20 protein-coding genes are annotated in these 25819 nt (G+C 72.0%); 7 read left to right on the forward strand and 13 right to left on the reverse strand.

The genetic code is table 11. The features are described 5' to 3' along the window. Positions 1-35 precede the first annotated feature (35 nt). Positions 36-482 carry a PTS sugar transporter subunit IIA gene (locus tag C4T42_RS02810; RefSeq protein WP_020091575.1) on the forward strand — a complete coding sequence of 149 codons (447 nt, stop codon included), beginning with the start codon at positions 36-38 and terminating at the stop codon, positions 480-482. 16 nt (positions 483-498) lie between these two features. Here the strand turns inward: C4T42_RS02810 and C4T42_RS02815 are convergent, their stop codons facing one another. The 3 genes from C4T42_RS02815 to C4T42_RS02825 are packed head-to-tail and all read right to left on the reverse strand — an operon-like array spanning position 499 to position 5410. Next, complete coding sequence (locus C4T42_RS02815; RefSeq protein ID WP_091924430.1) at positions 499-1839, reverse strand: NCS2 family permease; 1341 nt, start codon at positions 1837-1839, stop codon at positions 499-501. Next, on the reverse strand, positions 1839-4574 hold the full coding sequence (locus C4T42_RS02820; RefSeq protein WP_042672793.1) for a molybdopterin cofactor-binding domain-containing protein: 2736 nt from the start codon (positions 4572-4574) through the stop codon (positions 1839-1841). The genes C4T42_RS02815 and C4T42_RS02820 overlap by 1 nt, the downstream gene beginning before the upstream one ends. Beyond that, entirely contained in the window at positions 4571-5410 is an 840-nt protein-coding gene (locus C4T42_RS02825; protein WP_091924426.1) for an FAD binding domain-containing protein, read from the reverse strand. Before C4T42_RS02825 ends, C4T42_RS02820 begins: the two co-directional genes overlap by 4 nt. A gap of 173 nt (positions 5411-5583) precedes the next feature. Between C4T42_RS02825 and pucL the strand changes: the two genes are divergently transcribed. Then, a complete protein-coding gene (pucL, locus tag C4T42_RS02830) occupies positions 5584-6426 on the forward strand; it encodes a factor-independent urate hydroxylase (RefSeq protein WP_042672796.1) in 843 nt (280 codons plus the stop codon). 412 nt (positions 6427-6838) lie between these two features. After that, complete coding sequence (locus C4T42_RS02835; protein WP_026604687.1) at positions 6839-8323, forward strand: PAS domain-containing methyl-accepting chemotaxis protein; 1485 nt, start codon at positions 6839-6841, stop codon at positions 8321-8323. Between the two features lie 25 nt (positions 8324-8348). Here C4T42_RS02835 and C4T42_RS02840 read toward each other — a convergent pair whose 3' ends face one another. Next, entirely contained in the window at positions 8349-9068 is a 720-nt protein-coding gene (locus C4T42_RS02840) for an HWE histidine kinase domain-containing protein (protein ID WP_026604686.1), read from the reverse strand. Between the two features lie 1292 nt (positions 9069-10360). On the opposite strand from C4T42_RS02840, the gene C4T42_RS02845 reads away from it, so the two are divergent. Together C4T42_RS02845 and C4T42_RS02850 are read left to right on the forward strand one after the other, a co-directional pair. Next, positions 10361-12091: a methyl-accepting chemotaxis protein gene (locus tag C4T42_RS02845; RefSeq protein ID WP_244603159.1), complete on the forward strand. Its 1731-nt coding sequence runs from the start codon at positions 10361-10363 to the stop codon at positions 12089-12091. Positions 12092-12126: 35 nt separating this feature from the next. Next, positions 12127-13077, forward strand: coding sequence for a substrate-binding domain-containing protein (locus tag C4T42_RS02850; protein ID WP_042672214.1), 951 nt, complete (start codon positions 12127-12129; stop codon positions 13075-13077). A gap of 48 nt (positions 13078-13125) precedes the next feature. Here the strand turns inward: C4T42_RS02850 and C4T42_RS32690 are convergent, their stop codons facing one another. After that, the gene (locus C4T42_RS32690) at positions 13126-13254 is read right to left on the reverse strand and encodes a hypothetical protein (protein ID WP_020091564.1); all 129 of its coding nucleotides are present in this window, start codon (positions 13252-13254) and stop codon (positions 13126-13128) included. Positions 13255-13309: 55 nt separating this feature from the next. Between C4T42_RS32690 and C4T42_RS02855 the strand changes: the two genes are divergently transcribed. Next, positions 13310-14752, forward strand: coding sequence for a cytochrome ubiquinol oxidase subunit I (locus tag C4T42_RS02855; protein WP_042672215.1), 1443 nt, complete (start codon positions 13310-13312; stop codon positions 14750-14752). 4 nt (positions 14753-14756) lie between these two features. Then, a complete protein-coding gene (gene cydB, locus C4T42_RS02860) occupies positions 14757-15770 on the forward strand; it encodes a cytochrome d ubiquinol oxidase subunit II (protein WP_020091562.1) in 1014 nt (337 codons plus the stop codon). Positions 15771-15842: 72 nt separating this feature from the next. Here the strand turns inward: cydB and C4T42_RS02865 are convergent, their stop codons facing one another. The 8 genes from C4T42_RS02865 to C4T42_RS02900 form a co-directional block, all read right to left on the reverse strand. Beyond that, a complete protein-coding gene (locus C4T42_RS02865; RefSeq protein WP_020091561.1) occupies positions 15843-16667 on the reverse strand; it encodes an alpha/beta hydrolase in 825 nt (274 codons plus the stop codon). Positions 16668-16731: 64 nt separating this feature from the next. Next, positions 16732-18015: a hypothetical protein gene (locus tag C4T42_RS02870; protein ID WP_020091560.1), complete on the reverse strand. Its 1284-nt coding sequence runs from the start codon at positions 18013-18015 to the stop codon at positions 16732-16734. Next, complete coding sequence (locus tag C4T42_RS02875; protein ID WP_020091559.1) at positions 18012-19796, reverse strand: alpha/beta fold hydrolase; 1785 nt, start codon at positions 19794-19796, stop codon at positions 18012-18014. Before C4T42_RS02875 ends, C4T42_RS02870 begins: the two co-directional genes overlap by 4 nt. Then, positions 19786-22221: a hypothetical protein gene (locus C4T42_RS02880; protein WP_020091558.1), complete on the reverse strand. Its 2436-nt coding sequence runs from the start codon at positions 22219-22221 to the stop codon at positions 19786-19788. The genes C4T42_RS02875 and C4T42_RS02880 overlap by 11 nt, the downstream gene beginning before the upstream one ends. 8 nt (positions 22222-22229) lie before the next feature. Next, the gene (locus C4T42_RS02885; protein WP_020091557.1) at positions 22230-23201 is read right to left on the reverse strand and encodes a DUF1839 family protein; all 972 of its coding nucleotides are present in this window, start codon (positions 23199-23201) and stop codon (positions 22230-22232) included. A gap of 4 nt (positions 23202-23205) precedes the next feature. Beyond that, positions 23206-24162 (reverse strand): amino acid--[acyl-carrier-protein] ligase, encoded by a 957-nt coding sequence (locus C4T42_RS02890; protein WP_020091556.1) that lies wholly within the window; start codon positions 24160-24162, stop codon positions 23206-23208. After that, complete coding sequence (locus C4T42_RS02895) at positions 24162-25325, reverse strand: acyl-CoA dehydrogenase family protein (protein ID WP_020091555.1); 1164 nt, start codon at positions 25323-25325, stop codon at positions 24162-24164. The genes C4T42_RS02890 and C4T42_RS02895 overlap by 1 nt, the downstream gene beginning before the upstream one ends. Beyond that, entirely contained in the window at positions 25322-25570 is a 249-nt protein-coding gene (locus C4T42_RS02900) for an acyl carrier protein (RefSeq protein ID WP_170855117.1), read from the reverse strand. Before C4T42_RS02900 ends, C4T42_RS02895 begins: the two co-directional genes overlap by 4 nt. Positions 25571-25819 lie beyond the last annotated feature (249 nt).

Here is a 25819-nt window from a genome sequence, read left to right on the forward strand (position 1 = left end):
GACCCGATGTGTCCCAGCGCCCGCGATCCCGCGCGATGAGTGTGGACCGGATCCTCGCGCCCTCCGACGCGCTCGTCGGCCTGCGCGCCGCCGGCAAGGGGGCGCTGCTCGAGGAGCTGGCGCGCCGCGCCGCCGGCGTCCTCGGCCTCGCCGCGGAGACGATCCTCCCCGCGCTGATCCGGCGCGAATCCCTGGGTTCGACCGGGGTCGGCGACGGCATCGCCCTGCCGCACGCGCGGCTCGAGGGCATCGCGCGCCCCTACGGGATCCTGGCCCGGCTCCGCGACCCGATCGATTTCGACGCGGTCGATGATCGGCCGGTGGACCTCGTCGTCCTGCTGCTGCTCCCGGCCGTCGCCGAGGGCGAGACGCTGAACGCGCTGGCCTGCGTGGCGCGGCGCCTGCGCGACCCCGGGGCCGCCGCGGCGATGCGCGCCGCGCGGGACGCGGCGGCGCTCTACGCGGCCGCGACGGGCCGGTAAGGGCGCCGCGCGGCCGTCAGTGCGCGCCGCCGGTCTCGACGAACTTGAACAGGAAGACCGCCGCGATCACCCAGACGATCGGCTTCACCTCCCGGGCGCGGCCCGCCAGCAGCTTCAGCGCCGCGTAGGTGATGAACCCGCAGGAGACGCCGGTGGCGATCGAGTAGGTGAACGGCATCAGCAGGGCCGTGACGCAGGCCGGCACGACCTCGGTGATATCGTCCCAGTCGAGCTCGACCAGCTCGCGCAGCATCAGGCAGGCGACGTAGAACAGCGCCGGCGCCGTGGCGTAGGCGGGCACCGCGCCCGCGAGCGGCGCGAAGAACAGGCAGGCGAGGAACAGCACCGCCACGGTGGCGGCCGTGAGCCCGGTGCGGCCGCCCTCCTCGACGCCGGAGGCGCTCTCCAGGTACGCCGTCGTGCTCGACGTGCCGAGGAGCGAGCCCGCGAAGACCGAGACGGAATCGGCCATCAGCGCCCGGTCGAGGCGGCGCATCTTCCCGTCGGTCAGGAGCCCGGCCCGGCTCGCCACGCCCATCAGCGTGCCCGTGGCGTCGAACAGCTCCACCAGGAACAGGACCAGGATGACGTGGAGCAGGCCCGCCGAGAGGGCACCCGGGATGTCGAGGGCGAACAGGGTCGGGGCGATCGACGGCGGCAGGGAGACGATTCCCTGGAAGGTGTTGCCCGCGAAGACGAAGCTCAGCGCCGTGACGGTGAGGATGCTCGACAGCAGCGCCGCCCGCACCTTCCGGGCGGAGAGGACGGCCACCATCAGGAAGCCCAGCACCGCCAGGATCGCCTCGGGCTTGTGCAGGTCGCCGAGGGTGACGAAGGTCGCCGGGCTCGCCGCGACGAGGCCGGCGTTCTTGAGCGCGATGATCGCCAGGAACAGGCCGATCCCGACCGTGATGGCGATCCGCATGGAGCGCGGGATCCCCTCGACGATCAGCGCGCGCAGGCCTGTCAGCGTGACGATCAGGAAGCACACGCCCGAGATGAACACCGCGCCGAGGGCGGCCTGCCAGCTGAAGCCGAGCTGCTGGACCACCACGTAGGTGAAGTAGGCGTTGAGCCCCATGCCGGGCGCGAGGGCGATCGGGTAATTGGCCCAGAGCGCCATGATCAGCGAGCCGAGCGCCGCCACGAGGCAGGTCGCCACGAAAACCGCGCCCCGCGGCATGCCGGCATCCCCCAGGATGCTCGGGTTGATGAAGACGATGTAGGCCATCGTCAGGAAGGTGGTCAGCCCCGCGAGCACCTCCGTGCGCACGCTGGTGCCGTGCTCGGCGAGGCGGAAGGTGCGTTCCAGGAGGCCGGGCCTCGCCGCCGGCACCGAGTCCCGCGGGCGGTCCATCACGCGAGCCCGGCCCGGCCGGCCGCGACGGCCCGGTAGATCCTGTCGGGCGCGAAGGGGGTCGCGGTCAGGCGAGCCCCAGTCGCGTCCCGGATGGCGTTGCCGAGCGCCGCCGCCACCGGGTTGAACGGCGACTCGCTCATCGACTTGGCGCCGAGGGGGCCGACGCTGTCGTGCGTGTCGGCGAACAGGACCTCGGTGTCGGGCACGTCGGCGCAGGCGGGGATGTGGTAGTCGCGGAACGTCTGGGTGACGAGGCTCCCGTCCGCGGCGACTTGGACGTCCTCGTAGAGCGCCGCGCCGAGCGCCTGCGCGATGCCGCCCTCGACCTGACCGCGGCACTGCATCGGATTGATCACCCGCCCGGCATCGGCGGCGTGAATGCTTCTCAGGATCCGCACCGCGCCGCTCACCGGGTCAACCGCCACCCGGAAGGCGTGGACGTTGAACGCCACCGAGCGCGGGCTGCCGTCGGCCCGGCCGGTCGCGTCCAGAGGGCCGATCGCCGCCAGCGTGACCGGTCCGGCCGGCGTCTCCACCTGCTCCCCGTCGAAGCGGCAGGATTCCGGGGTCGCGCCCGCGATCTCGGCGGCCCGCGCGCGGATCCGGAGCGCGAGCGCCTCGGCGGCGCGCAGCGTCGCCAGGCCCGCCACCACCGTGCCGGTGCTCCCGTAGGCGCCGGTGTCGTGCCCGACGATATCCGTGTCCGCGCCCGCGACGCGGACACGCTCCGGCGCGGCGCCGAGCGCCGAGGCCGCGATCTGCCGATGCACCGTGCTGGTGCCGTTGCCGAACTCGGCCGTCCCGACGCGCACGGTGAAGTGCCCGTCGGCGTCCAGGCTGACCCGCGCGTCGGCGTGGTGGCCGCGCGGCGGGATCGTGTCGATCATCGCCATCGCCATGCCGGTCCCGGCGCGCCAGCCGGGTTCCGGCTCGGGCCCCGGATCGGACCGCAGCGCCTCCTCGACCAGGGTGAGGCACTGGTCGAGCCCGTAGCTGCCGAAGATCACGTCGTGCGGTTCCAGGCTGTTCGACACCATGGCGTCGCCCGGCTTGACGGCGTTGCGCCGCCGCAGGGCGAACGGGTCCAGGCCGAGTTCGCGGGCGACCTCGTCCAGCGCGGATTCCAGCGCGAAGATCGTCTGGCTCAACCCGTAGCCGCGGAAGGCGCCCGCCGGCACCGTGTGCGTGTAGACGGCGCGGCCGCTCACCTGCTTGTTCGGGCAGACATAGGCGGCCAGCACCTCGTGGCAGGCGTGGTGGATCACGCCGCCCGCGTGGTTCCCGTAGGCGCCGGTGTCGGACAGGACGTCGAGGCTCAGCGCCGTGAGGGTGCCGTCGCGGCGGGCGCCGACTTTCACGTCCATCCGCATCGGGTGGCGCGTCGTCGTCCCGACGAACTGCTCCCGGCGGGTCAGCTCCCAGCGCACCGGCCGGCCGGTGTGCAGGACCGCCAGGGCGACGAGATCCTCGGTCAGCATCTCCTGCTTTCCGCCGAAGCCGCCCCCCACCCGCGCGCAGACGACGCGCACCGCGTCCTTCTCGAGCCCGAACAGGTCCGCCAGCGCGTCCCGGGTCAGGAACGGCACCTGGGTGCTGGTGCGCAGCGTCAGGCGGCCGTCCTCGGCGTGCCAGCCGATGCAGCCGTGGGTCTCCATGGCGGCGTGCTGGACGCGCTGCGACCGGAACGTCCCGGCGTAGACGAAATCGGCCCCGGCGAGGCCCGCCGCCACGTCGCCGACCGCGCCGTGCACCTCGCCGGCGAGATTGGGATGGCTCTCCAGGGGCGGTGCGTCCTCGCCCGGGCAATCACGGGGATCGTGGACGCGGGGTGCGTCGGAGTCGAGGGCGCGCTCCGGATCGAGGAGCGCCGGGCGCACCTCGTAGGTCACCCGCAGGGCGCGGCAGCCGGCCTCGGCGGCGGCTTCCGTCTCCGCCACCACGGCGGCGACGCGCTGCCCGACGTACCGCAGGATCGAGTCGAGGACCCGCGTGTCGGAGGCGTCGTCGCGCGGATCCTCGTGGCGGGCGGTCGAGAAGCGGCGCGTCGGCGCGTCGGCGTGGGTCAGCACGGCCACGACGCCCGGGATGGCGCGGGCGGCCGTCGCGTCGATCGCGACGATCCGGGCATGCGCGTGGGGCGAGCGCAGCACCTTGAGGTGGAGCGTGTCGCCGAGCGGCGCGTCCATCGTGAAGCGGGCGCGGCCGGACACGACCAGCGGCGCGGCCGGTGCCGCGAGGTTGCGGCCCACAGGATCGCCGCAGCCGCCGCTCTCGACCGAGCGCGCGCTGCCGGCGATGGCCTCGCGCACGGCGCGGTAGCCGGTGCAGCGGCAGAGATTGCCCTTGAGGGCGGTGCCGAGATCCTGCTTCTGGCCCTGGTCGAGGCGCGCCGCGGTCATGATCATGCCGGGCGTGCAGAAGCCGCACTGGAAGCCCTGGGCCGCCAGGAAGGCTTCCTGCATCGGGTGGAACGCCGCCGGCTCGGCCGCGTCGGCGCGGCAGGGACCGGCCAGCCCTTCGATCGTGATCACGCTCCGTCCATCGGCGCGGAAGGCCGGTACCAGGCAGCTGTGCACGGGCTCGCCGTCGAGATGGACCGTGCAGGCGCCGCAATCGCCGGCGTCGCAGCCCTTCTTCACGCCGAACCAGCCGGCCTCGCGCAAATAGGTCCGGAGGCACTGCCCGGCTCTCGGCGCGCCCTCGTGCGCGGACCCGTTGATCGTGAGCTTCATGACGCGGCTCCCGGCGACGGCGCCGCGTCGAGCGACCCGCGGATCTCCTCGGCGAAGTGCCGGGTCATGTGGCGGCGCCAGTCGGGCCGCCCGTGGACATCGTCGTGGTAGAGCGCGTCCGGGATCGCCTCGTCCAGCGCCCGCATCAGCGCGGCCGGATCCGGCAGACCGTCGAAGGCGAGGCGGAGCGGTCGTTTGACGGAGGCCGTGACCGTGAGCGCGAAGGCGCCGTCCGCGCCGCGCGTCCCGATCAGCAGCGCACCGGAGCGCCCGTTCGGGCTGAGGCTGATGCGGCGGAAGGCCGTGCGGCGCGCGAGCGCCGCGGTCGGCATCGACAGGCTCCGCAGGATCTCGCCCGGTGCCAGGGCGTTCCGCTGCGGCGCGAGGACGAAGTCGAGGATCGGGAGCTCCCGCTCGGCCGCGTCGGCGGACCAGATCGTGCAGGTCGCGTCGAGGGCCGTCGCGAGGGCGATCATCGGGCCGGCCGGGAGTGCGAGACAGACGTTGCCGCCGACCGTGGCCACGTTCCAGATCTTGAAGGAGCCGAGCAGCGCGCGGCAGCACTGGCCCACCAGCGGCGCCGCGTTCCAGCCCGGCGGCAGTTCCAGCCGGTCGAGCTGGGCGATGGTGCAGGTCGCCGCGAGGGTCAGGCCCTCCGCGTCGACCGCGTGCGGTGGCCATCCGAGCGCCGCGAGGTCGACGAGGCGCCGCATCCCGACCTGCGGCTCGGAGAACAGCCACGTCCCGCCTCCCAGACAGGCATCGCCGTCCGCCCAGGCGGGAAGCTCGGTCCGACTCCGCGGCCGGACGACGGTCTCGATCGTGTTGAGGTCCATGCCCGCTCGCCGGTCCGAGGCCGGTTCGGCCCGGCCCGACACTATGCCGGTTCTAATCGGCCCCCGGTCAAGCCGCGCCGGCAACTTCGAACCTTGGCGCCCCCACGCACGTCGGCCTAGGATGAATCAGATTTGCGTGAGATGGCCGGCGGCGGTCCGGATCGGAGATCCCCATGGCCCTGAGGGCGTCGCGGTACGGCAAGGAACGGGTTCGCGTGCTGCGCCTCGCCCGCGACGGCGATCACCACACGCCGCGCGAGCTGACGCTGTCGGTCATGTTGACCGGGCGCTTCGAGGCGGCCTGGACAGAGGGTGACAACCGCGCCTCCATCGCCACCGACAGCATCCGGAACATCGTCAACGTGACGGCGGCGCGGCATCTCGGGCTCGACGCCGAGGGGTTCGTCGCCGCGGTCGCGCGGGTGCTGCTCGAGACCTACCCGCAGGTCGAGACCGTCACGATCGACGCGGAGGAAGTTCGCTGGCTCCGCCACGCGATCGCCGACGCGCCGCACGGCCACACCTTCACGCGCGACGGGAACGGCGCCGGCTACGTGGGGCTCACCGCCGACCGGACTGGGTCGACCCTGCGCTCCGGATTGCGCGGCTACACCTTCATGAAGACCACGCAATCGGGCTGGACGGGCTTCGTGGAGGACCAGTACCGGACCCTGCCCGACACGACCGACCGCATCGCCGCGACCAGCATGGACGCGACCTGGACCTGGGCCTCGGCGCCGCACGATCACGCCGGAACCAACGCTCGCATTCTCGCGACGCTGTTGACCGTCTTCGGCACCACCTACAGCCGCGGGATCCAGGACAGCATGTACCGGATGGGCGAGGCCGCCCTGGCCGCCGTCCCGGAACTGGCCGAGATCGGCTTCGTCATGCCCAACAAGCACTACCTGCCGATCGACCTGACACCGTTCGGCCTCGACAACCCGGGCGTTGTCTTCCTGCCGACCGACGAGCCCTACGGCCGGATCGAGGCGACGATCGGCCGGACAGGCTGATCGGCCCGCGCCGCGACGCCCTTCCCAGATTCCCCACGCATCATCGCGCGCCGCGTCGATCGTGGGCTGTGGATCAGCGGTGCAATCCTACAACCGCAGGCTGGCAAGCGGCGGGCGAACGCGGGCGACGCACAACGCAAGATAGTCTCGCCCTTGATCTATGCTGTCCCATGCCTTTTCATTAAGTGGGACTGTGCATTTAGCGGCTCACCGCGAATATCTTGAGCAAAGCGAACCATTTTAACCGCCGCGCAACGGCATCCCATTATCGAAGCCCGCGCTAGAGCCGGGCATCGACAGGTTTATGGTGTCGCCCGGCGCAATAAAAATTTATCTCGATCAAGAAATTCTTGATCCGACCGGCTCGGTGCGCGCTTCGGCCGCACCCTCATCTCAGGATGCGGAGACATCGATGTTCGAGGGCGTTCTGGCTGGGAGGGATCACGCGGCCAAACTCGCGGCGTTGAGCCGGTCCCTCGCCACCATCGAGTTCGCGCTGGACGGCACGATCCTCGACGCCAATCCGAACTTCCTGGAAGCCATGGGCTACGCGCTCGAGGAGATCCGCGGCCGGCATCACAGCCTGTTCGTCCCGCCAGCCGAGCGGGAGAGCGAGGCCTATCGGGAATTCTGGGACAAGCTGCGGCGCGGCACCTTCGCCAGCGCCGAGTACAAACGGCTCGCCAAAGGCGGGCGGGAGGTCTGGATCCAGGCCTCCTACAACCCGGTGCTCGACGCGCGCGGCGGACCGGTCAAGATCGTCAAGTTCGCCACCGACATCACCGCCCCGAAGCTCCGCGCCCTCGATCTGGAAGGGCAGATCAGCGCGCTGCACCGCTCGCAGGCGGTGATCGCCTTCGCGCTCGACGGCACGATTCTCACCGCCAATGCGAACTTCCTCGACGCGGTGGGCTATCGGCTCGACGAGATCGTGGGGCGGCATCACAGCCTGTTCGTCGGCGAGGCGGAGCGCGCCAGCGAGGCTTACCGGCTGTTCTGGGCCGCCCTGGCACGCGGGGAGTATCAGTCCGGCGTGTTCAGCCGCACCGGCAAGGGCGGGCGGGAAGTCTGGATCCAGGCGACCTACAATCCGATCACGGACGCGGATGGACGGCCCGTCCGGGTCGTCAAGTTCGCCACCGACATCACCGCCCAGGTCCACGAGCGGCAGCAGCGCGCCGCCGCGCAGAGCGCCATCGGCGCCGAGCTGGACGCCATCGGCGACGCTGTGGCGGATGTGACGCGCCAGGCCGACGCGGCGGTCACGCGGGTGGACCGCGTGTCCGGCGACATCCGCTCGGTGGCCACCGGCGCGGAGCAGCTGTCGGCTTCGGTGGATGAGATCAGCCAGCAGGTGAGCCACGCCGCCGAGATGGCCGGGCAGGCCGTGGAGCAGGCACAGCGCACCGGCCGGATCGTGACCGGCCTCAGCGACCAGGCCGCGCAGATCGGCGCGGTGCTGAGCCTCATCGCCGGCATCGCCGCGCAGACCAACCTGCTCGCGCTCAACGCCACCATCGAGGCGGCCCGTGCCGGCGAGGCCGGTCGCGGCTTCGCGGTGGTGGCGTCGGAGGTGAAGACCCTGGCCGCGCAGACGGGGCGCGCGACGGAACAGATCCGCCAGCAGATCGCCTCGACGCAGGCGGCGACCCGGGAGGCCGTCGACGCCATCGACACGATCCAAAGCACGATCCGGGCCCTGGACGCGGCCTCGTCGACCATCGCGGCGGCCGTGGAGGAGCAATCCGCGGTGATGCGCGAGATGTCGGGCACCATGCAGACCGCCGCACAGGACGTCTCCGCGATCTCCGGCGGGATGACCACGATCGCGCGGGCGAGCGGCCGTGCCGACCGCGCGACGCGGCAGGTCCGGGAGACCGCGCGGACTTTCGGCTGAGGCGATCCGGGCGGTCGCCGCCGGGTCAGCCCGGATCGCCGCCTTCGTCCGCGCGCTCGTCCTCGACCAAGCGCCCGATCCGGGGAATCAGCGGGCAGGTGACCGTGCAGCGCAGGCCGTCGGGCTCGAAGGCGAGCGCGACGGTTGCCCGCAGCTCGTAGCTCAGCATCTCGGTGAGCACCTGCATGCCGAAGCCGCGCCGGCTCGGCTGCGCGACGCCCGCACCCCCCGATTCTTTCCAGACGAGCGTCAGGTCGCCCGGCGGGCTCGCCCCGGCGCCGGCGACGACCCAGGTGACGTCAACGCCGCCCTTCGAGAGACCGAAGGCGCCGTGCTCGATCGCGTTGCTGCAGAGTTCGTGGACCGCGAGGGCCATCAGCTGCGCGGCCTTCGGCCGGAGGCGCACGGTCGGCCCCGCCAGCGTCGCCTGTTCGCCTTCGCGGATCAGGTGGATCATCAGCTCGTCGGAGATGAGCGTGTGCAGGCTCACCTCGCCGAACGTGTCGGCCGCGACCCGCACGCGCGCGATGGCGTCCAGCCGACCTTCGAGATGCGTCGCGTAGCCGTCGACGGTCTCGGCGGTCTCGGCCGAGAGACGCAGGACCGCCCGCAGCATCGCCAACGTGTCGCGCAAGCCGTGACGCAGACCATCCGGTGTCCCGGACTCGTCCAGGAGGCGGCGAAGACGGGCGTTGTCCGCTTCGAGGTGCGCGACGCGCGCGGCCATTGCTTGGGGCTCTGCCATGTTCGCTCTCTCAGCGCCGAAAGCCGGGAGGTTCCGTTCAGCTCACATAACGTATCGCGGACCTGCGCCAGCATCACAGACCGGAGATTTTCGCTGAACCGGGCGGGAAGTGCCGGCTCGTGCCCGTCTGACCTGAACACGCCCCGCCGCGGAGCGATCATCGAGCTCCGAGATGCTGTCAGCCAATACCGGCGATCATTCGTCCAGGTTTCAGGCTGCGTTCTGACCAGAGGCCGATCTTCGACGAAGCACCTCCGAGCCGCACGCGAAGCTTCGGCCTTGATCACCCCGAGCGACAATCCGGCCGCGTCGACGTTCGCGATCATCCCGAGCCGGCCGAATGCCGGATGGCGGTTTCGGCAGGATCCGAGCGTCGTCGGGCCCGGTTCGACCTGCACCATCCGCCGGCGATCCGGAAAACGCCAGCGGTAGGGCGGCGGACGCGCCCGCCCAGGGGGCCTCGCATACGCCCCACGCCGGGCCGGAGTCCGACCCTTGTTTCGGTTCGGCTAACCATCCCTGCCCCGGTCGCCTACCCGTGGCCGCACTTCGTTGTGTGGGAGACGGATGCGTGGCGGGACAAAGCTTGCGGAAGGCAGGACGGCTGAAGCGGCTCTGGCCCGGGCGCGCGGCTGCCCTTCCGCCGGCACCGCGTTCGCCGGGACTGGCCGACCTGCCTGAACCGCCGCCGCCGCGCGGTCTCACGGCCTCCGAGCTGATCGCCATGGCGCGCCAAGCCCGGGCCATGTCCGATCAGAGGGATCCGGCAAAAACCACGAGCGTTTCCTGAGGTCCGCCGCACGCTGTCGGGAGGTCGTCATGGGGCTGGTCGCCTTCATCGTCTTCGTCTGTCCCTGGATGGGCATCGCCGGCCTGCTGTGGATGCGGGCACAGCAGGCCAAGCCGCTCTGATCGAGCCTCCGTCGCCGCGTCGCCCGGCGATCGTCTCGGCTGCGATATGCCCTCCGAGCAGCCCGCCCGGAGGCACGCCATGGCCCGCGCGTCGGCCTGTATCGAGCCGGTCCTGAAGCTCACTGACGAGCGCGGCCGCGAGACTCTCCGGCAGCGACAGAATCGGACGCCTAGCAGCTTCCCCTACAATAATGCATCGCCCTCTCGCTCGCCATTCCGATATTTGTCTTATATAGTTTGATTGTGTAAATTATAAGTCTGCCGATATAAGCCTATGATCCAGCTTAACCGAGGGTCGAAGCGAAATTTCAAAAATTTTGACGCATTTGTTGGCCCACTGAAGGCAATTGATTTTTCCCGGTAGGTAAAATAGATGCACCATGGTGATCCTTCCTAGGGTCAGGATTGTGGTGCCATTCATTATTCGAACAACCCATCGCTGCACCCTGCGTTTCAGAACGATCCTGATCGTCTTCGCAGGATCGATGACCTCGCTCACATTTGTAATTGTCTACGTCCTGCTATTGCAGGTCGGAGCGATCGACGCTGCCAGCCGCACTCTGGCTCAGGAGATCGGGGCTGCCCGGGCTCTCGGCACCATGAAGCAGCGGACACAGGAGCTCGGTGTGTCGGAACGTCTCGCGCGCGCCGTATCGACCGAGGCCGACCCTCGAGAGGACATCGACCGGACAATTGAGCCGCACGAGGCATTCCTGAAGGCCTGGACCGCCTATGTGTCGACGATCAGGACGGCGGACGAGCGGGAGCGCGCTCGAGGTCTGTGGGACGCGTGGCAGCATTTCCTCGCCGTGGAGGCGGAAGCGGCCGCCCTCGACAGGGCTGGGGAACGTGATCTCGCCGACAGGGTGCGGGCGACGGCGCTTCAGGCCGACGCGGCAGCCGTCGCACGGGATGTCGACGCGCTGCTGACCGACCGCGACGCCGCGGTCGCCGAGCAACTCGGAGCTGTCGACGCCGCCGGCTCGACCTTGCGCCCGAGCCTCGTGGCCGGCTTGTCCGCCGCTGCGCTGGCTGCCCTGGTCCTGGTGCAGGCCATCCTGCGCGGCGTCGCGCAGCCGATGACAGCGCTCGCCTGCGCCATGCAGCGACTGGCCGACCACGATCTCACCGTCGCGGTCCCGGCGGCAGCGGTCTGCACCGAACTCGGCGTCATGGCGGCCGCGACGAGAGCTGTTCAGGAAACGCTGCGGCAGGCCGTGTTGCGGGACGCGGAGGCCGATCGGTCGCGCGCTCAGAGCGAGCAGCGCCGCGCCGTGATCGAGTACGCGACCGAGCGGGTCGAGACCATGATCGGCGGCATGGTCGAGGCAGTGTCTTCGACCGCCGCGGCACTGCGCGTCACCGCCGACGACGTGGGCCAAGCGATCCGCGATGGGGCGGTTCGAACGACCACGTTAGGCGCCGCGCTCGCGCAGACGCGATCGAAGGTCCGGCAGATCACCGTCTCTGCCGACACGTTCGGCGCGGCGGTCGAAGAGGTTGGGGCGCAGGCCGAGGCCACCGCGGCCCTGGCCGGAAGCGCCGCGGCGGACGCGGCCCGGACGACCACCCGCGTTCAGGCGCTGAGCAGCGCCGTCGACCGGATCGGCGACGCGGTCCGCCTCATCGCCAAGATCGCCGCACAGACGAACCTGCTGGCCCTCAACGCCACGATCGAGGCCGCCCGGGCCGGCGACGCGGGCCGCGGCTTCGCGGTGGTCGCCTCCGAAGTGAAGGCCCTGGCCGCGCAGACCAGGGAGGCCACCGAGATCATCGGCCAGCACGTCTCCGAGATCCGAGGCTCGACCGACGCGGCGGTGTCGGCGATCGCGGGCATCACGGCGCGGGTCGAGGACATGAGCCGCGCGGCGAACGTTATCGTCGAGTCCGTGGAGCGGCCGGGTGCGACCGCGCGGGAGATCGTGACGGCCATCGCGGAGGCGACCGACGGCACCGAGGAGTTCGACGCGGAGGGCGCGGGCGTCACCGAGATCCCCGAGGCGGCCGAGCCGACGACGGCCGTGTTGACCGCGGCCGACGGCCTGACCCAGGACGCCGCCCGTCTCGGCGAGGCGCTCGCTGGCCTCCTGGAGAGCCTCCGTGCGGCGTGAGGCGGGCCCGCTGAGAGCGGGACGGAACTGGCCGCATGAACTGGATTGAGTGGGCACGCGGCCGCTCGATCGGCGGGTCGCTCCGGAGGGGATCCCTCGTCCTCGCTCTCGCGGCTTGGGCGCTGCCGGCCTCGGCCACCACCATCGCGTTCCTGACACCGGTAGGCGTCGCCCGGCGCCTGCACGACGGCCTCGACGAGCAGGCACGCGCGCGGGGCGTCGCGACTCGCTTCGCCTACGCGCCCGACGGTGCGGGCGACGAGCAGATCGCGCAGGCGCGGCGGCTGATCGCCGAGAGAGCCGACGCTCTCGTGGTCGTGCCGGTCGACTCCGCGGCGCGCGAGGAGATCACCCGGCTGGCCCTGGAAGCCGACGTACCACTCGTCCTCATCGGCCACGGCGCACGGACCGACTGGTTCGCCGGACGCGTCACCCAGGTCATGCCGAGCGATCTCGTTGCCGGGCGGCTGCAGATGCGCAAGCTCGCCCAGATGTCGGGTGGGGCCGGACGCGTCGCGATCCTCGCGGGCAGCGCCACCGATCCCGTCTCGGCGCTCCGCAGCAGGGGTGCCAGGGAGGTGCTGGCGGAGAGCCCGCGCCTCCGCCTCGTCGCGGAGGCCGCGACGGATGCGAGTCGCGCGACGGCGCGGGCCACCGTCGCCGGGTGGCTCGCCCGAGGCATCGGCATCGACGCGATCGCCGCGACCAGCGACGAGATGGCGCTCGGCGCCGCCGAGGCGGTCGAGGCTGCCAGGATTCCGGCGGGCCGGATCCGCATCGGCGGGTTGGATGCCACCGCCGAGGGCATGCAGGCGATGCAGGACCTGCGCCTCGCCGTGACGATCTTCCAGGACGCGGGCGTCCAGGGCCGGCGCGCGGTCGACGACGCCCTGGCGCTGATCCGACGCGAGCTGGTTCCGCCCAGCGACTGGGTCCCGTCCGAGCTGATCACGGACCGCATGTCGACCACGCACTTCTCGCGCTAGACCGCGCCGGCGGGCAAACGCCAGTCGTCCCGGCGCCGGTTCGGCCCGTCAGTGCGCCATGAGGCAGCAGAGGGTGCTCGCCTGCAGGATGTCGCGGGTGGCGCGGGCGAGGGCCTTGATCCAGCGCAATCGCGCCGACGCCCTCAGATTCACGGCACCGGCCTTGAGCTGAATCAACGCGTCGCGATCCGTGCCACGGCAGAGCTGCCGCGTTCGTCCCCTGGAGACCGCGATGTCCGCCCTCGAACTGCCGAGTGCAGTCAATCTCGCGCGAGCCCAATTCGCGCTCACCGTCGTCTGGCACTTCCTGTTCCCGGCCTTCACCATCGGGCTCGCGAGCTACCTCGCCGTGCTCGAAGGCTTCTGGCTGCGCACCGGGAAGGCCGTCTATCTGGACACCTACCGCTACTGGCTCCGCATCTTCGCGGTTGCCTTCGCGATGGGCGTCGTGTCCGGCCTGGTCATGAGCTACCAGTTCGGCACGAACTGGTCGGTCTTCGCCGACCGGACGGCGCCGGTGCTCGGGCCGCTTCTCGGCTACGAGGTGCTCACGGCCTTCTTCCTGGAGGCGGGCTTCCTCGGCGTCATGCTGTTCGGCCTGGAGCGGGTCGGCAAGGGGCTCCACTTCCTGGCGACCTGCCTCGTCGCCGTCGGCACCCTGACCTCCGCGTTCTGGATCCTCTCGGCCAATTCCTGGATGCAGACACCCACCGGCCACGTCGTCGCGCCGGACGGCCGCTTCAACCCGGCCGACTGGTGGGCGATCGTCTTCAACCCGTCCTTCCCCTACCGCTTCGCCCACACGGTCACCGGCGCCTACCTCACCACCGCGATGATCGTCGGCGCCGTGGGCGCGTGGCACCTGCTGCGGGACCGGGCCAATCCCCGGGCCCGGCTGATGTTCTCGATGGCCATGTGGATGGCCGCCGCTGTGGCTCCGACCCAGCTGGTGATCGGCGACCTGCACGGCGGCAATTCCTACGCGCACCAGCCCGCCAAGGTCGCCGCCATGGAGGGTCATTTCCAGACGGAGCGCCGGGCCCCCGCGATCCTGTTCGGGTGGCCGGACGCGGAGGCGGGCGCGGTGCGGGGCCGGATCGAGATTCCCGGCCTCGCCAGCCTCTACCTGACCCACGATCTCGACGGTGAGGTCCGCGGGCTCAACGACATGCCGCGCGACCTCTGGCCGACCAACCTCCCCCTGGTGTTCTGGTCGTTCCGGATCATGGTCGGCCTCGGCCTGCTGATGATCGCCCTCGGTCTCGCCGCGCTCTGGCTGCGCCACCGCGGGCGGCTCTACGACACGCCCTGGCTGCACCGCTTCGCGGTCGGCATGGGGCCGTCCGGCCTGATCGCGGTCACGGCCGGCTGGACGGTGACCGAGGCGGGGCGTCAGCCCTTCACCGTCTACGGCGCGCTGCGCACCGTCGACAGCGTGTCACCGGTGGCGGCCCCGGCCGTCGCCGCCTCGCTGGCGGCCTTCGCGGCGGTCTACCTCGCGGTGTTCGGCGCGGGCATCTGGTACCTCCTGCACCTGTTCAATCAGGCGCCGCACGCCCACGAGCCCGGCCCGCCGCCCGGACAGCCGATCCGCACCGCCGGCATCACGCCCGCCCCCGCCCTCGTCGCCGGCGCTCCGACTGCCGGCCGCCCCCTCGCGCAGCCCGCGGAGTAGCCCGATGCCCCTCGATCTCACGCTCATCTGGGCGCTTCTCATCGCCACGGCGGTCTTCCTCTACGTGGTGATGGACGGCTTCGACCTCGGGGTCGGCATCCTGTTCCCGGCGGTGCGCGGCAAGGCGGACCGGGACGTCATGGTCAACACCGTGGCGCCGGTCTGGGACGGGAACGAGACCTGGCTCATCCTCGGCGGCGGCGGGCTGTTCGCGGTGTTCCCGCTGGCCTACGCCACGATCCTGCCGGCGCTCTACATGCCGCTGATCCTGATGCTCCTCGCGCTGGTCTTCCGCGGCGTCGCCTTCGAGATGCGGTTCCGCGCGGCCTCGCCCGCGAGCCAGCGGACCTGGGACCGGTCCTTCTCGTGGGGCAGCTACGTGGCGACTTTCTGCCAGGGCATCTGCCTCGGGGCCCTGGTCCAGGGCATCCGGGTCGAGGGTCGCGCCTACACGGGCGGCTGGTGGGACTGGCTGACGCCGTTCTCGGTGCTGACCGGGGCCGCCCTGGTCGCCGGCTACGGTCTGCTCGGCGCCTGCTGGCTGATCTGGAAGACGGAGGGCGAGCTCCAGCTCCGGGCCTACCGGCTCGCGCGCCGGCTCGGCCTCGTCACGCTGGCGGCCATCGTGGTCGTCTCGGCGGCGATGCCGATCCTCAGCGACGCGTTCCGCGCGCGGTGGTTGTCCTGGCCGAATCTCGCCCTGGCCGCGCCGGTGCCGGCGCTCGTCGCGCTGCTGGCGTGGCGCTTCTTCGTCGCGCTCGATCGGCGGGCCGAAGTGAAGCCGTTCCTCTGCGCCCTGGGCCTGTTCCTCATGTCGTATGTCGGGCTCGGCATCAGCCTGTGGCCGATGATCGTCCCGCCGGTGGTCACGATCTGGGACGCGGCGACCCACCCGAGCAGCCAGGCGTTCCTTCTGGCCGGCGCGGTGATCCTGGTCCCGATGATCCTGGCCTACACCGGCTACGTCTACTGGCTGTTCCGCGGCAAGGTCGCGGCGGGCGCGCCGGGCTATCACTGAGACCCGCGGCCCGTCGAATGGGGACGCAGGGATCGGCGCGCCGCGCCGGTCCCTGCCCTCGCGCGCTCGGCCTCACGGGCCGGCACGGGCGCCCTTAACGAAACGCGCGACGTCGTCCGCGACCGAGTACCGGAGACTGAACGGGAAGCTCATCGCGTGGACGATCTGCCCGTGCCCGAGACCCGGGTAGATCTTAATCGTCTCCCTGCCGTCGAAGCCGCGCAGCGCCCGGTCGAGCGACAGGGTTCCGGCGGGGTTGACGTCGAGATCCGCCGCGCCGGTGGCCAGCAGCATCGCCGGATGGGGATCGGCGGCGTGGTTGATCGGCTGCAGGGCCGGATCGCTGCCCGCGAACACCTGGCGATCCAGCGGATCGGTCAGCGCCGAAGTCGCGTAGGGTCCGGCCAGCCCGACGATCCCGGCGAGCTTGGCGGGACTGGAGCCGGCCCGCTGGAGCCAAGTCGCGTCGAGGCCCAGCATCGCGGCGGCCCAGGCCCCCGAGGAATGCCCCACGACGGTGACGCGGGCGGGATCGCCGCCGTACTCGGCCGCGTGCGCGAGGGTCCAGGCGACGGCGGCGGCGTTGTCCGCGAGGATGTCCTGGAGGCTCGCCGCCGGCACGTGGCGGTACTCGGGGATGACCGCGACGACGCCCCGCCGCGCGAAGGCCGCGCCCACGTAGGCAACCTCGTCCTTCGATCCGGTCCGCCACCCGCCGCCGTACAGGAACACGGCGACCGGACGCGGCTTCCCGGCGGCTGGCCGGTAGATGTCGGCGCGGTGCGCGCTCCCGTCGGCATAGGGGACGCCCTTGTCCACGTGGACTTCGAGCGGCGCCAGCGCGTTCAGGACCGCGAGGGTCAGGCCGACGATCGTGTCACCCAGGTAGCTCAGCATGGATCAGGCCTCCGCGAGAATCGGAGATCGGGCGCGTCACGGAACGACTCCGTCGGCGGCGACCCTAGGTGAGCTCGACGACGCCGAGGCGGTCCGTGACCGGGACCGGCACCCGCCTGTCCGCGGGAAGCTCCACCACGCTCACGGCGCCGTCGTCGTCGAAGCGATGGAGGCGCACCCGCCGGGGCTGCCGTGACAGCCGGAGCTCGGCGGTCTGCGCCGGCAAGTCCGGCCGGGGTGCCCGGCTACGCCGGTCCCAGCCGTCGAGGCCGAGCCAGATCGGGACGAGCGTCGCCCCGTCCCGCCGCGCGAACCGTGCGGTGATGAGATCGGGAACGGGGCTGCCGAGCGTGACGTCGCGATCGGCCGGAACGGCGGCGATCTCCCCGGCGGGGGCGCCGAACAGCCGGACGAGGTTGCGCACCGCCGCGAAGGCGGGTGTGGGGCGACCGTCGTGGGCGAGAAGGCCGAAGCGGCTCTCGGGATCGGCGTCGCCGCGGTCGAAGCTGGAGATCAGCTCGTACAGGTAGGTCCGCCGCACGCTCTGGAGGTAGCTCCAGAGCAGCATCCGCGGGAGGTAGCGGGCGCGCAGTCCCGGCGAGATCGGCAGGTGGGCGCTGCCGGTGGCGAGCGCCGTGTGGTAGCCGTTCTCGGTCGCGATCACGGGCGCGTCGCCGAAGACCGGGCGCGCGGCCGCGACGAAGCGCGCGAGGCTGCCGCCGCCGTCGGTTTCCGGGTGCTCGGCCCCGGGATAGGCGTGGATGTTGGCGAGGTCGACGACCGCCGCGAGGTTCTGCGCCGCCGCGACGTTACCCTGGATGTAGCTCGGTCCGGCCACACGCACGGCCTCGGCCCGCGTGTCCGCCCGCACCGCGCGGAACAGGGCCGCCTGATGATCGGCCGAGAGCCGCGCGAGGCCCGGCCGCGCCGCGACCGGCGGCTCGTTGCCGCCCTCCGCCACGATGAGCCCGTCGCCGGCCCAGCCGGCGATCTCGGCGAAGCGCTCCGGCGGCACCCGCGGCCCCGGCGTGAGCCCGTCGTAGAAGATCAGGCTGAAACGGTAGCCCCGGTCGGCCAGATCGGCGATGCGCTCGAACTGCCCGGCCGGCTCGTCGCCGACGAGCACGATGTCGTCGCGCAGGTGCCGGATCCCGAGTTCGTCGAGCGCCTGGGCGCAGGCGGCGAAGCGGTCGACGTAGGGGGTGCCGCGATGGCCGAGATGCACGTTGACGCCGATCGAGTCGATCAGCGCCTCGCAGCGGTGCAGCGGCTCGGCCGCGGCGGCCCGCCCGGCCGCGAAGACGCCCGCCGCCAGGGCGAGGGCCGACCGGCGCGTGAGACGGGTCACGTCCGGCCCGCCAGGGTGAGACCGCTTCCCGGCGCGGCGGCCTTCGCCGCGACGGTGCGCGTCGCGTGGGCGCGGCGGACGGCGCGCAGGAGGTCCTGCAGCGCCTCCGCGACCCGGGCCTGGGCCTGGCGGGAACCGAAATTGTGGTCCACGCCCGGTACCACCGTCACGGGCGCTCCGACACGGCGGTCGGCCGGTCCGGGCGAGCGTCCCAGATGGCGGCGGACGGCCGCGAGGCCCGGATCGCCCGCGCTGAAGAGCAGGCGGATCTCCGCGCCCCGCCGACGGAGGGCCGCGACCCGCCGGGCGGGCGAGCCCCCGAGCGGACCGGGGCGGAGAGCCCGGCGCAGGCGGCGGATCCCGGCCTCGATGCCGCGCCGGGCGAGGACCGAGGCGATGGCGGCGATCCGGATCTCGCCGCGGATCAGCCGGCGCCAGGTCGCGCCCCGCTTGAGCAGGGCCGCGTAGGTGGACGCGCTTCCGAAGGTCTGCCGGATGACCTGTTCGAGGTCCTGATCCGGGTCCCAGTCGAAGCAGTAGAGGTTGAGCAGGAGCGCGCCGTCGATCCGGCGGTCCCGGCAGAGCGCGTGGAAGGCCGCGTAGGCGCCGCTGCACCCGCCCACCAGCAGGATCGGGCCGCCCGCGCCGGCGATCAGGTCGACCGCCGCCGCGACGTCGGCGAAGCCGTCCCCGGCGAAGAGGGGCTTGCGGCCGTCCGGCCGCTCGTCGCTGTCGCCGATGCCGCGCAGGTCGAACCGGACCGACGCGATCCCCTCCGCGGCGAGGCGCCGGGCGAGATCCGTGGTCTGGCGCCCCCATCCGGAATGCACGCTCATGCCCGTCGAGACGAACAGGATCGTCGGCGCCGCGCTTTCCGCCCGGTCGGGCCGGCAGCGGATGCCGATCAGGCCGCGCCCGAAGCGGACCGGCGCCTCCGCCCAGCCCGGTCCGGTCAGCCCGTTCCGGCGCCCGTCGATGGCGATGCCGCCGGGTCGCGGCCCGGCGGCCGCCATCCCGTCGGTCGCGAAGCCGATGACGCGGGCGAAATCCGCGGTCGGGACATCCGAGAAGATCGGATCGGCGACGAGCGCCGCGAGACCCGGGAACGCTCCCGTCGCCACGTCGCAGCCGAGAGCGCCGAGGTTCGCGGCCAGCGCCTTGGTCTCGGGTGCGAGGAGCAACGCGTGGCGGGCCGGCGCCCGCGCGAGCCGCGCGAGGTTCAGGTCGGCGAGATCGGTGAGGAACGCCGCCTCCATCCGGAAGCCGCCCACGGTGAGGCTGTCCGGCTCCTGCGCCGGGGCGGACCCGTCCGGCAGGCGGCCGATCGTCTGCGCCCGCAGCCGCATCTCGCGCAGATACGCGCGCCCGGTCGTGACCGGCGCCAGCAGGACGAGGCGGTCGACGGCCTCCGCCTCGCCGGCCAGAGCCGCGAAGGTCGCGCCGAGCCGCAGGCCGACGACGACGATCTCCGCGACGCCGGTCGTCGCGCGCAGGTACGCGATGGCCCCACGCACCGCAGCGACGCAGCCAGCGACCCGCGCCTCGTCCAGATCGGCCGAGTCGCCCTCGCCCGGATAGTCGAAGCGCAGCGTCGGGCAGCCCGCCGCGGCGAGGCCCTCGGCCAGGGAGCGCCAGGGCCGATGCGCGGCCATCTGCTCGAAGCCGTAGGCCCCACAGAGGACGACGCCCCGCGTCCCGGCCGCCGGATGAAGCCACCCGAACAGCCCGTCGAAGGTCACCGGCACCGACACCGCGGCCTCGGACCCGACTTCACCCGTCATGACCGAATTCCACGATCTCGTCGCTGTTGATGGCCCGCACGCGCCCGCGCGGGAGCCGGGCGGCCTCCGCGAAGGAGATGATCCGGCTCGACCTCGGGGCGAGGTGGAAGCCGCTGTCGGCCGGCCGTGCCCCCGGGGCCAGCACCTGGACGCCGCGGGCGAAGCGCTCGGTGCTGATCCGCAGACCCGGCCCCGCCTCGGTCGCGACAGCTTCGGCCCGGAGGCCGACGGTCGACCGGTCGAGCGGCCCCGCGCTCAGGACGTGGAAGCTGTCGGCGATCACGCGCCCGTCGGCGTCGGTCAGCCGCGCGTGCGCGAGATCGTGGATCCGGGGCCCGAAGCGGTAGCTGTCGGTGGCGTCGAAGAAGCGCCCGAGAAGGGTCGCGGAGGTGAACGTGAGCGCCGCCCGCGGGCCAACCACGAGATCGCGCTCGGCGCGCGCCGCGACGCGGCCCGCCACATCGCAGAAGATCAGGGACAGCGTCAGCGCCCGGGCCGTCGCCGTCTCGTTGAGGACGTGGACATGGAGGCCGTCGAGGCCCTCATCGGTCAGGAGGACTTGGACCGGGCGGAAGGCGCGCCTCAGCGCGTACCAGGCCGATTTCGGGCGCTGCGTCCAGTCGATCACGCCCCAGCCGGCTCCGGGCGCGAGGTCGCGCATCATCAGGACGAGGCCGCCGGCCGTCGGCGAGCGCGGCCGGCGCCACTCGGAGAAAGTCGCCTCCATGACCTCGGCCACCGCGGCGCGGCCGAGCTCGAGGTAGCGGTCCGGGTCCTCGGCGCGCAGGGACGCCGGATCGACGCCGTAGAGCGCGCCGACGTAGTGGTCGCGCACCGTCTCGAAGTCCCAATCGGTGCCGCGGTCCTGCGGGATGCCGGCCTGCCAGAGCGGGTCGGCCGGTCCGGTCGGGCCCAGCGTGCCGGGTTCGGGCGGGTTGGCGAAGGCGAGGCACTCGCTGGCGAACCCGACCTCGGCCCGGCGGGCATCTTCCAGGGGCCGTCGATAGGCGCCGACGCCGAAATAGTGCGTGCAACCCCCGCGCGGCGAGAACGGCAGGTCGCCGCCGGAGGGCGAGTTCGGCACGACGACGAGATCGGGCCGCCGCGCTGCCACCCGCTCCGCCAGCGTCTCCGCGCAGTAGGCGTCGGCCCAGACGGCGCGCGGCGCCCCGAGCATCGCCGCCTGCTGCCAGACCTCGCTGCCGCCGCAGACCACGCAGAGCGACGGCGCGGTCTGCGTGCGGTCGAGGAATCCGGTCAACTCGCGGTCGAGCGCGGCCGCGAAGGCCGGTTCGACGTGCGGGTAGTCGAAGTTGGCGAGCATCAGGTCCTGCCAGACCAGGATGCCGAGCTCGTCGCAGAGATCGTAGAAGTCCGGGGCCGGATAGAGCGTCGTCCCGGGCACGCGCAGCATGTTCATGCCGGCCTCGCGCGCCAGCTCGAGCGAGGCGCGGGTGCCGTCCGAGCCCAGCCCGACGAGGTCCGGCGGCGTCCAGACGGCGCCTCGGCAGAAGAGCGGCACGCCGTTCACGGCCAGCGCGAGCCCCTCCGCGAACGGTCGCGTGAGCGACAGGGTCCGGAAGCCGACGCGGCCCAGGTCGATTTGCGCCCCGTCGACGCGGACTTCGACCGGGTGGAGGTTCGGTGCGCCGTGGGTATGCGGCCACCAGGGCGCGATGCCGGGCAGCGCCAGCGCGCCCGCGAACAGGCCCGGCTCGACCTCCGCGAGCGGGGCTTCGCCGCCGCCGCATCGGAGGAGGACGATGCCGACCGGACCGTCGACCCGCAGGCGCACGGCCACCCGGCCGACGTCGCCGTCGAGGGTCGTACGCACATCCGCGGCGCTCGCGCGGGGGCGGACCGGCTCGACGGTTATCGGGCGGTAGGGCCCGACGAGGTCGATCTCGGGACACCAGCCCGGCATGAAGCCGAGGACGCTGGTGCGCACATGGCGCAGCGACCCGGGCGTGATCATCCGCGGCCGCCAGCGCCCGCGCTTGGCCGGGCGGTCGAGTTCCGCGCGGAGCGCGCGGAAGCACAGCGCGAGGTCGGAGGCGCCGCCGAGGTCCACGTCGACGACGTGCTCCTCGAACATTGCGCGGGCGCACAGGACTGGGACACCGTCGAGCCAGACCTCGGCGAGGGTGGCGAGGCCCCTGAAACGCAGCCGGGCCGGGCCAGAACCGGAGATGCGTGTCCGATACCAGACGTCGCGGTCGTGGATCGGCTCCGGCGCCGCCTCGCTCCAGCGTCCGGCGGCTCGAAGGGCGTCGGCGGCGGTGCCCGGAACCTCGGCAGCGATCCAGCCGGTGACCTCATCAAGATTGCCGGGACCCGCGCAGGCGCCCGCCGGCGTCGCGGCGAGTCGCCAGGGTCCGAACCGGACCTCCGGCGCGCGGTCGTCGACGCTGCGGATGCGGGCCACGACGCCTCTCAGCGGTCCAGCGCGCGGTCGAGATCCGCGAAGACGCGGTCGTAGGTCGCCGCGAGGCGGTCGAGGCGCGGCGCCAGGCCCTCGGCCGAGCGGCGATGGAACGCGCGGGCGAGCTGGAACTGGAAGGCCTTGGCCTCGCGGCTCAGGTCCGCGGCGGCCGCGGCGGCTGGCCCGAATCCGTCGGCCTCCCGGTCCTCGAGCCACGTGAGATGGCTGGCGAGCATCTCGAAGTTGCCGCCAAGCTGGCGCGTCGTGTTGAAGGCATAGGCGTGGAACACGCTGAGCGGCCGGACGACCAGCTCCGCGGCCGTCGCCGCGAGGGTGTCGCGGAACGCCAGGACGGGGTTGCGCCGGGGCGCCCGGGCGCGATGCCGGACGAGCAGTTCGCGCGCGACCGCCGGCAGATCCGCCGCGCCGAGCGACGGTGCGACGGTCTTCACGAACTCGGCGTAGGGCGGCAGCGTCGCCGGCCCAAAGATCCCGGCGTAATCCTTCCCGGCGAGGCGGAAGCGACCCGCATTGTGCAGGTAATCGAGCTCCTGCGCGGCCGGATCGAGGGCCAAGATCCCGATCGTGGTCTTGCCGTGCTCGCGTCCGTAGGTGGTCCCCTGGGTGTCCGGCAGGTAGATCGCGTCGACCTCGACCAGCACCGGCCGGCCGGCCGCGGCCTGGATCACGGCGTGGTTCTCGAGGCCGCCGTAGACCGCGAGTTCCAGCACCTCCAGACCGTAGAGGCGCTCGATATCACCGGTCGGCGGTTTGAAGAAGGTGAACTGGTCGCCCTCGAAATCCTGCCGCAGGGTGAAGCCCAGCATCGCCTCCGGCACGAGGCCGCGTCCGTGCAGGAGCTCGATCCAGAGGTCGACGTAGCAGTTCGTCTCCGGCCAGTCGCGGCCGGAATCGTGGAGCGGGTGCGGGACGTAGGGTCCCGCGGCTCTGAGACCCTCCGGCAGGCGCAGCGCGGCGGTCACCGCCTCAGCCCCACAGCTCGGCGCGCACGGCGGCCGGCCACGCGGCGAGATCGAGCCCGTGGTGGCGCAGGAGCGCCAGCGTGATCCGCTCCAGGCCGAAACCGACGCAGGCCGTGTGGGCGACCTCGCCGTCGGCCTGGCGCAGCTCCCAGGTGCTGCCGAAATGGTCCTGGTGATAGTTGAAGCTGAGGCAGGCCGTCGGCTTGTCGACGCTGTTGACCGGGACGTTCAGCTCGAACTTCAGTCCCTGCGCCCGCTGGTTGTTGGCGAGCATCCGGCCGGCGCGGCCGAAGAACGGGTCGTTGGCCGCGTCGATCGCGAGCGGGAGACCGAGGGCGCGGATCATGGCCGTGCCGCGCTCGAGCCAGGCTTCGCGGAAGGCCAGGACCTGCTCGGGGCTGCCCATGCGCACGTATTCGCGCATCCGGAACAGCTGCATCCGGGTCGGCTCGAGCGAGGGCTCGCGCCGGAAGCAGTAGGATTGCAGGTCGAACAGGCGGCCTTCGGCCGGCAGCGCGCCCCGCGCGGCGGCGACCGGGTAGACCGGGTAGCAGGCCGCGGGCGTCAGCACGATGTCGGTGGCCTCCTGCTGCCCGGTCCAGTCGGTCCCGGCTTCGAGGCAGGCGAGGATCTCGGCGTGGCCGCGCGCGTCGCCGCAGAAGCTGTGTACGGTGCCGGCGAGGTTCGGGAAGCCCTTCAGGTAGCCGCTGCGCTCGAAGGCCGGGCGGCTCATGGCCGGCGGGAAGCGCAGCACTTCGGCCTCCTCGGCGGCTCCGAGTCGCGTGATCATCCGGTCGAGGGCGTCGACGACGCTCTCGAATCCGCCGCTGCGGCCGTAGAGGCCGTCGACGCCGGTTCGGACGAGCAGGCCGTGGTCGAACAGGCGGTCGAGGAAGGTGGGACCGCCGGCCGGCTCGTCCTCGAGCACGACGTCGCCGGGGGGAGAGGAGATCGATTCCATCACGCGCTCATGAGCTGGCCGCTGCCCTTCTGCACGAGCAGGAGCTTGGCGGTGTTGGCGAGGATGCGGTCATTGCCGATCATCAGCGGCGCGGAGAGGACGTCGCGCAGCGGCCGGCCCAGGCTGAAGGGCGTGTCGTTGCGGTAGCCGGCGAGGCCGACGATCGCGAGCGCCCGCCGGACGATGTCGACCGCCATGTCGGAGACGGTGATCTTCAGGTTGTTGAGCATCACGCAGAAGCCGACGGAGCCGATCGTGTCGGCGTCGCCGTGCGCGTCCTCGAAGCGGCGCAGGGCCGACACGATGGTGCCGCGCATGGCCTGATGCGCGCTGGAGACCTCACCGAGGCGCGTCGCGGTCGGCGGCACCTGCCCGGGCCGGCGCCGCGCCTCGGCCTGCACGAAGGCGCGGGCGCGGTCGACCGCGTAGGTCGCGATCCCGTACCAGACGCTGCTCCACAGGAGGTGCGATGAGGCCAGCATCGACTGGGCGGCGATCTCCGCGAACGGCTTCGGGAGGATCTGCTCGACCGGGACATTCCGCGCCTCCAGGCGGAAGCCGTCGCTGCAGGTCCCGCGCATCCCGAGCGTGTCCCAGTCGCCCGTTCGCGCGAGGGAGATCTGGTCGGCCATCAGCGCGACGAGGACCTGATCGGACGTCGCGGCGTCCGGATGGCGCCGGGCTGTGGCGAGAATCAGGTCGGCGTGGGCGCCGTAGGAGATCACCGACGCGTCCTTGCCGAGGGCGAAGACCTCGCCGGTCGTCTCCACGGCGCAGAGGCTGTTGCGCAGGTCCCCGCCGATGCCCGCCTCCGTGGTCGAGGAGGCGACCAGCAGCTGCTCGCGCGCGATGCGCTCCATCAGGCGCCCGTGCCACGGGCTGTCGATGCCGTGGGTCACGAGGCTGGAGACCTTGATGTGGTGCATCGCGAAGACCATCGCGGCCGCGCTGCAGGCCTGCCCGAGCGTGCTGCACAGCTCGGCGATCTGCGTCAGCCCCGCCCCCTCCCCGCCGAACTGGCCCGGGATCTGGAGGCCGAGCAGCCGCTCGGACCTCATCGCGGCCACGGCCTCCTCGGGAAAGCGGCCTTCGCGGTCGACGGCGTCGGCGTGGTGCGCCGCCACCGCCGCGGCCCGCTCGGCGCGCGCGGCGAGCGTGCTCATGCGGCTTCCTGCTGGATGAGGGTGGAGACGGCCTCGCGGATCGCGCGGATCGACGAGAACGACTTGCGGTTCAGGAGCTCGTCGGGGAACTCGATGCTGAAGCGCTCCTCGAGGCCCAGCATCAGCTGGACGGAACCGAACGAGTCCAGCCCGAGATCGAACAGGCTGTCATCCTCGGAGAGCTGGTCGGCCTTCCCGGCGAAGGCTTCGTTCGCCCCGAGAATCTCACGGATGTCTTGAGCGATGTTCAAGGCGGAACTCCTTATTCCAGTTATCACGACGCTATTGAACGGATCGGCTCGGCGTCAAATTATCTATTGATTAATAGTAAATAGCGGTCCGTAGAGGGCGACACAGGGTTGCGCGCCGTGCAAACAGGAACCGGATGTGGCCGGCGGCTTACATTCGGCGGCGCGACCTTTACGATCACTTTCCAGCTCTTGCTTTCGTGATCGTCCGTCCAGAGATTTCGCGGATTTAGCAACTCATGCGTG

It is taken from the genome of Methylobacterium sp. 190mf (assembly GCF_900107945.1).
Lineage (GTDB): Bacteria > Pseudomonadota > Alphaproteobacteria > Rhizobiales > Beijerinckiaceae > Methylobacterium.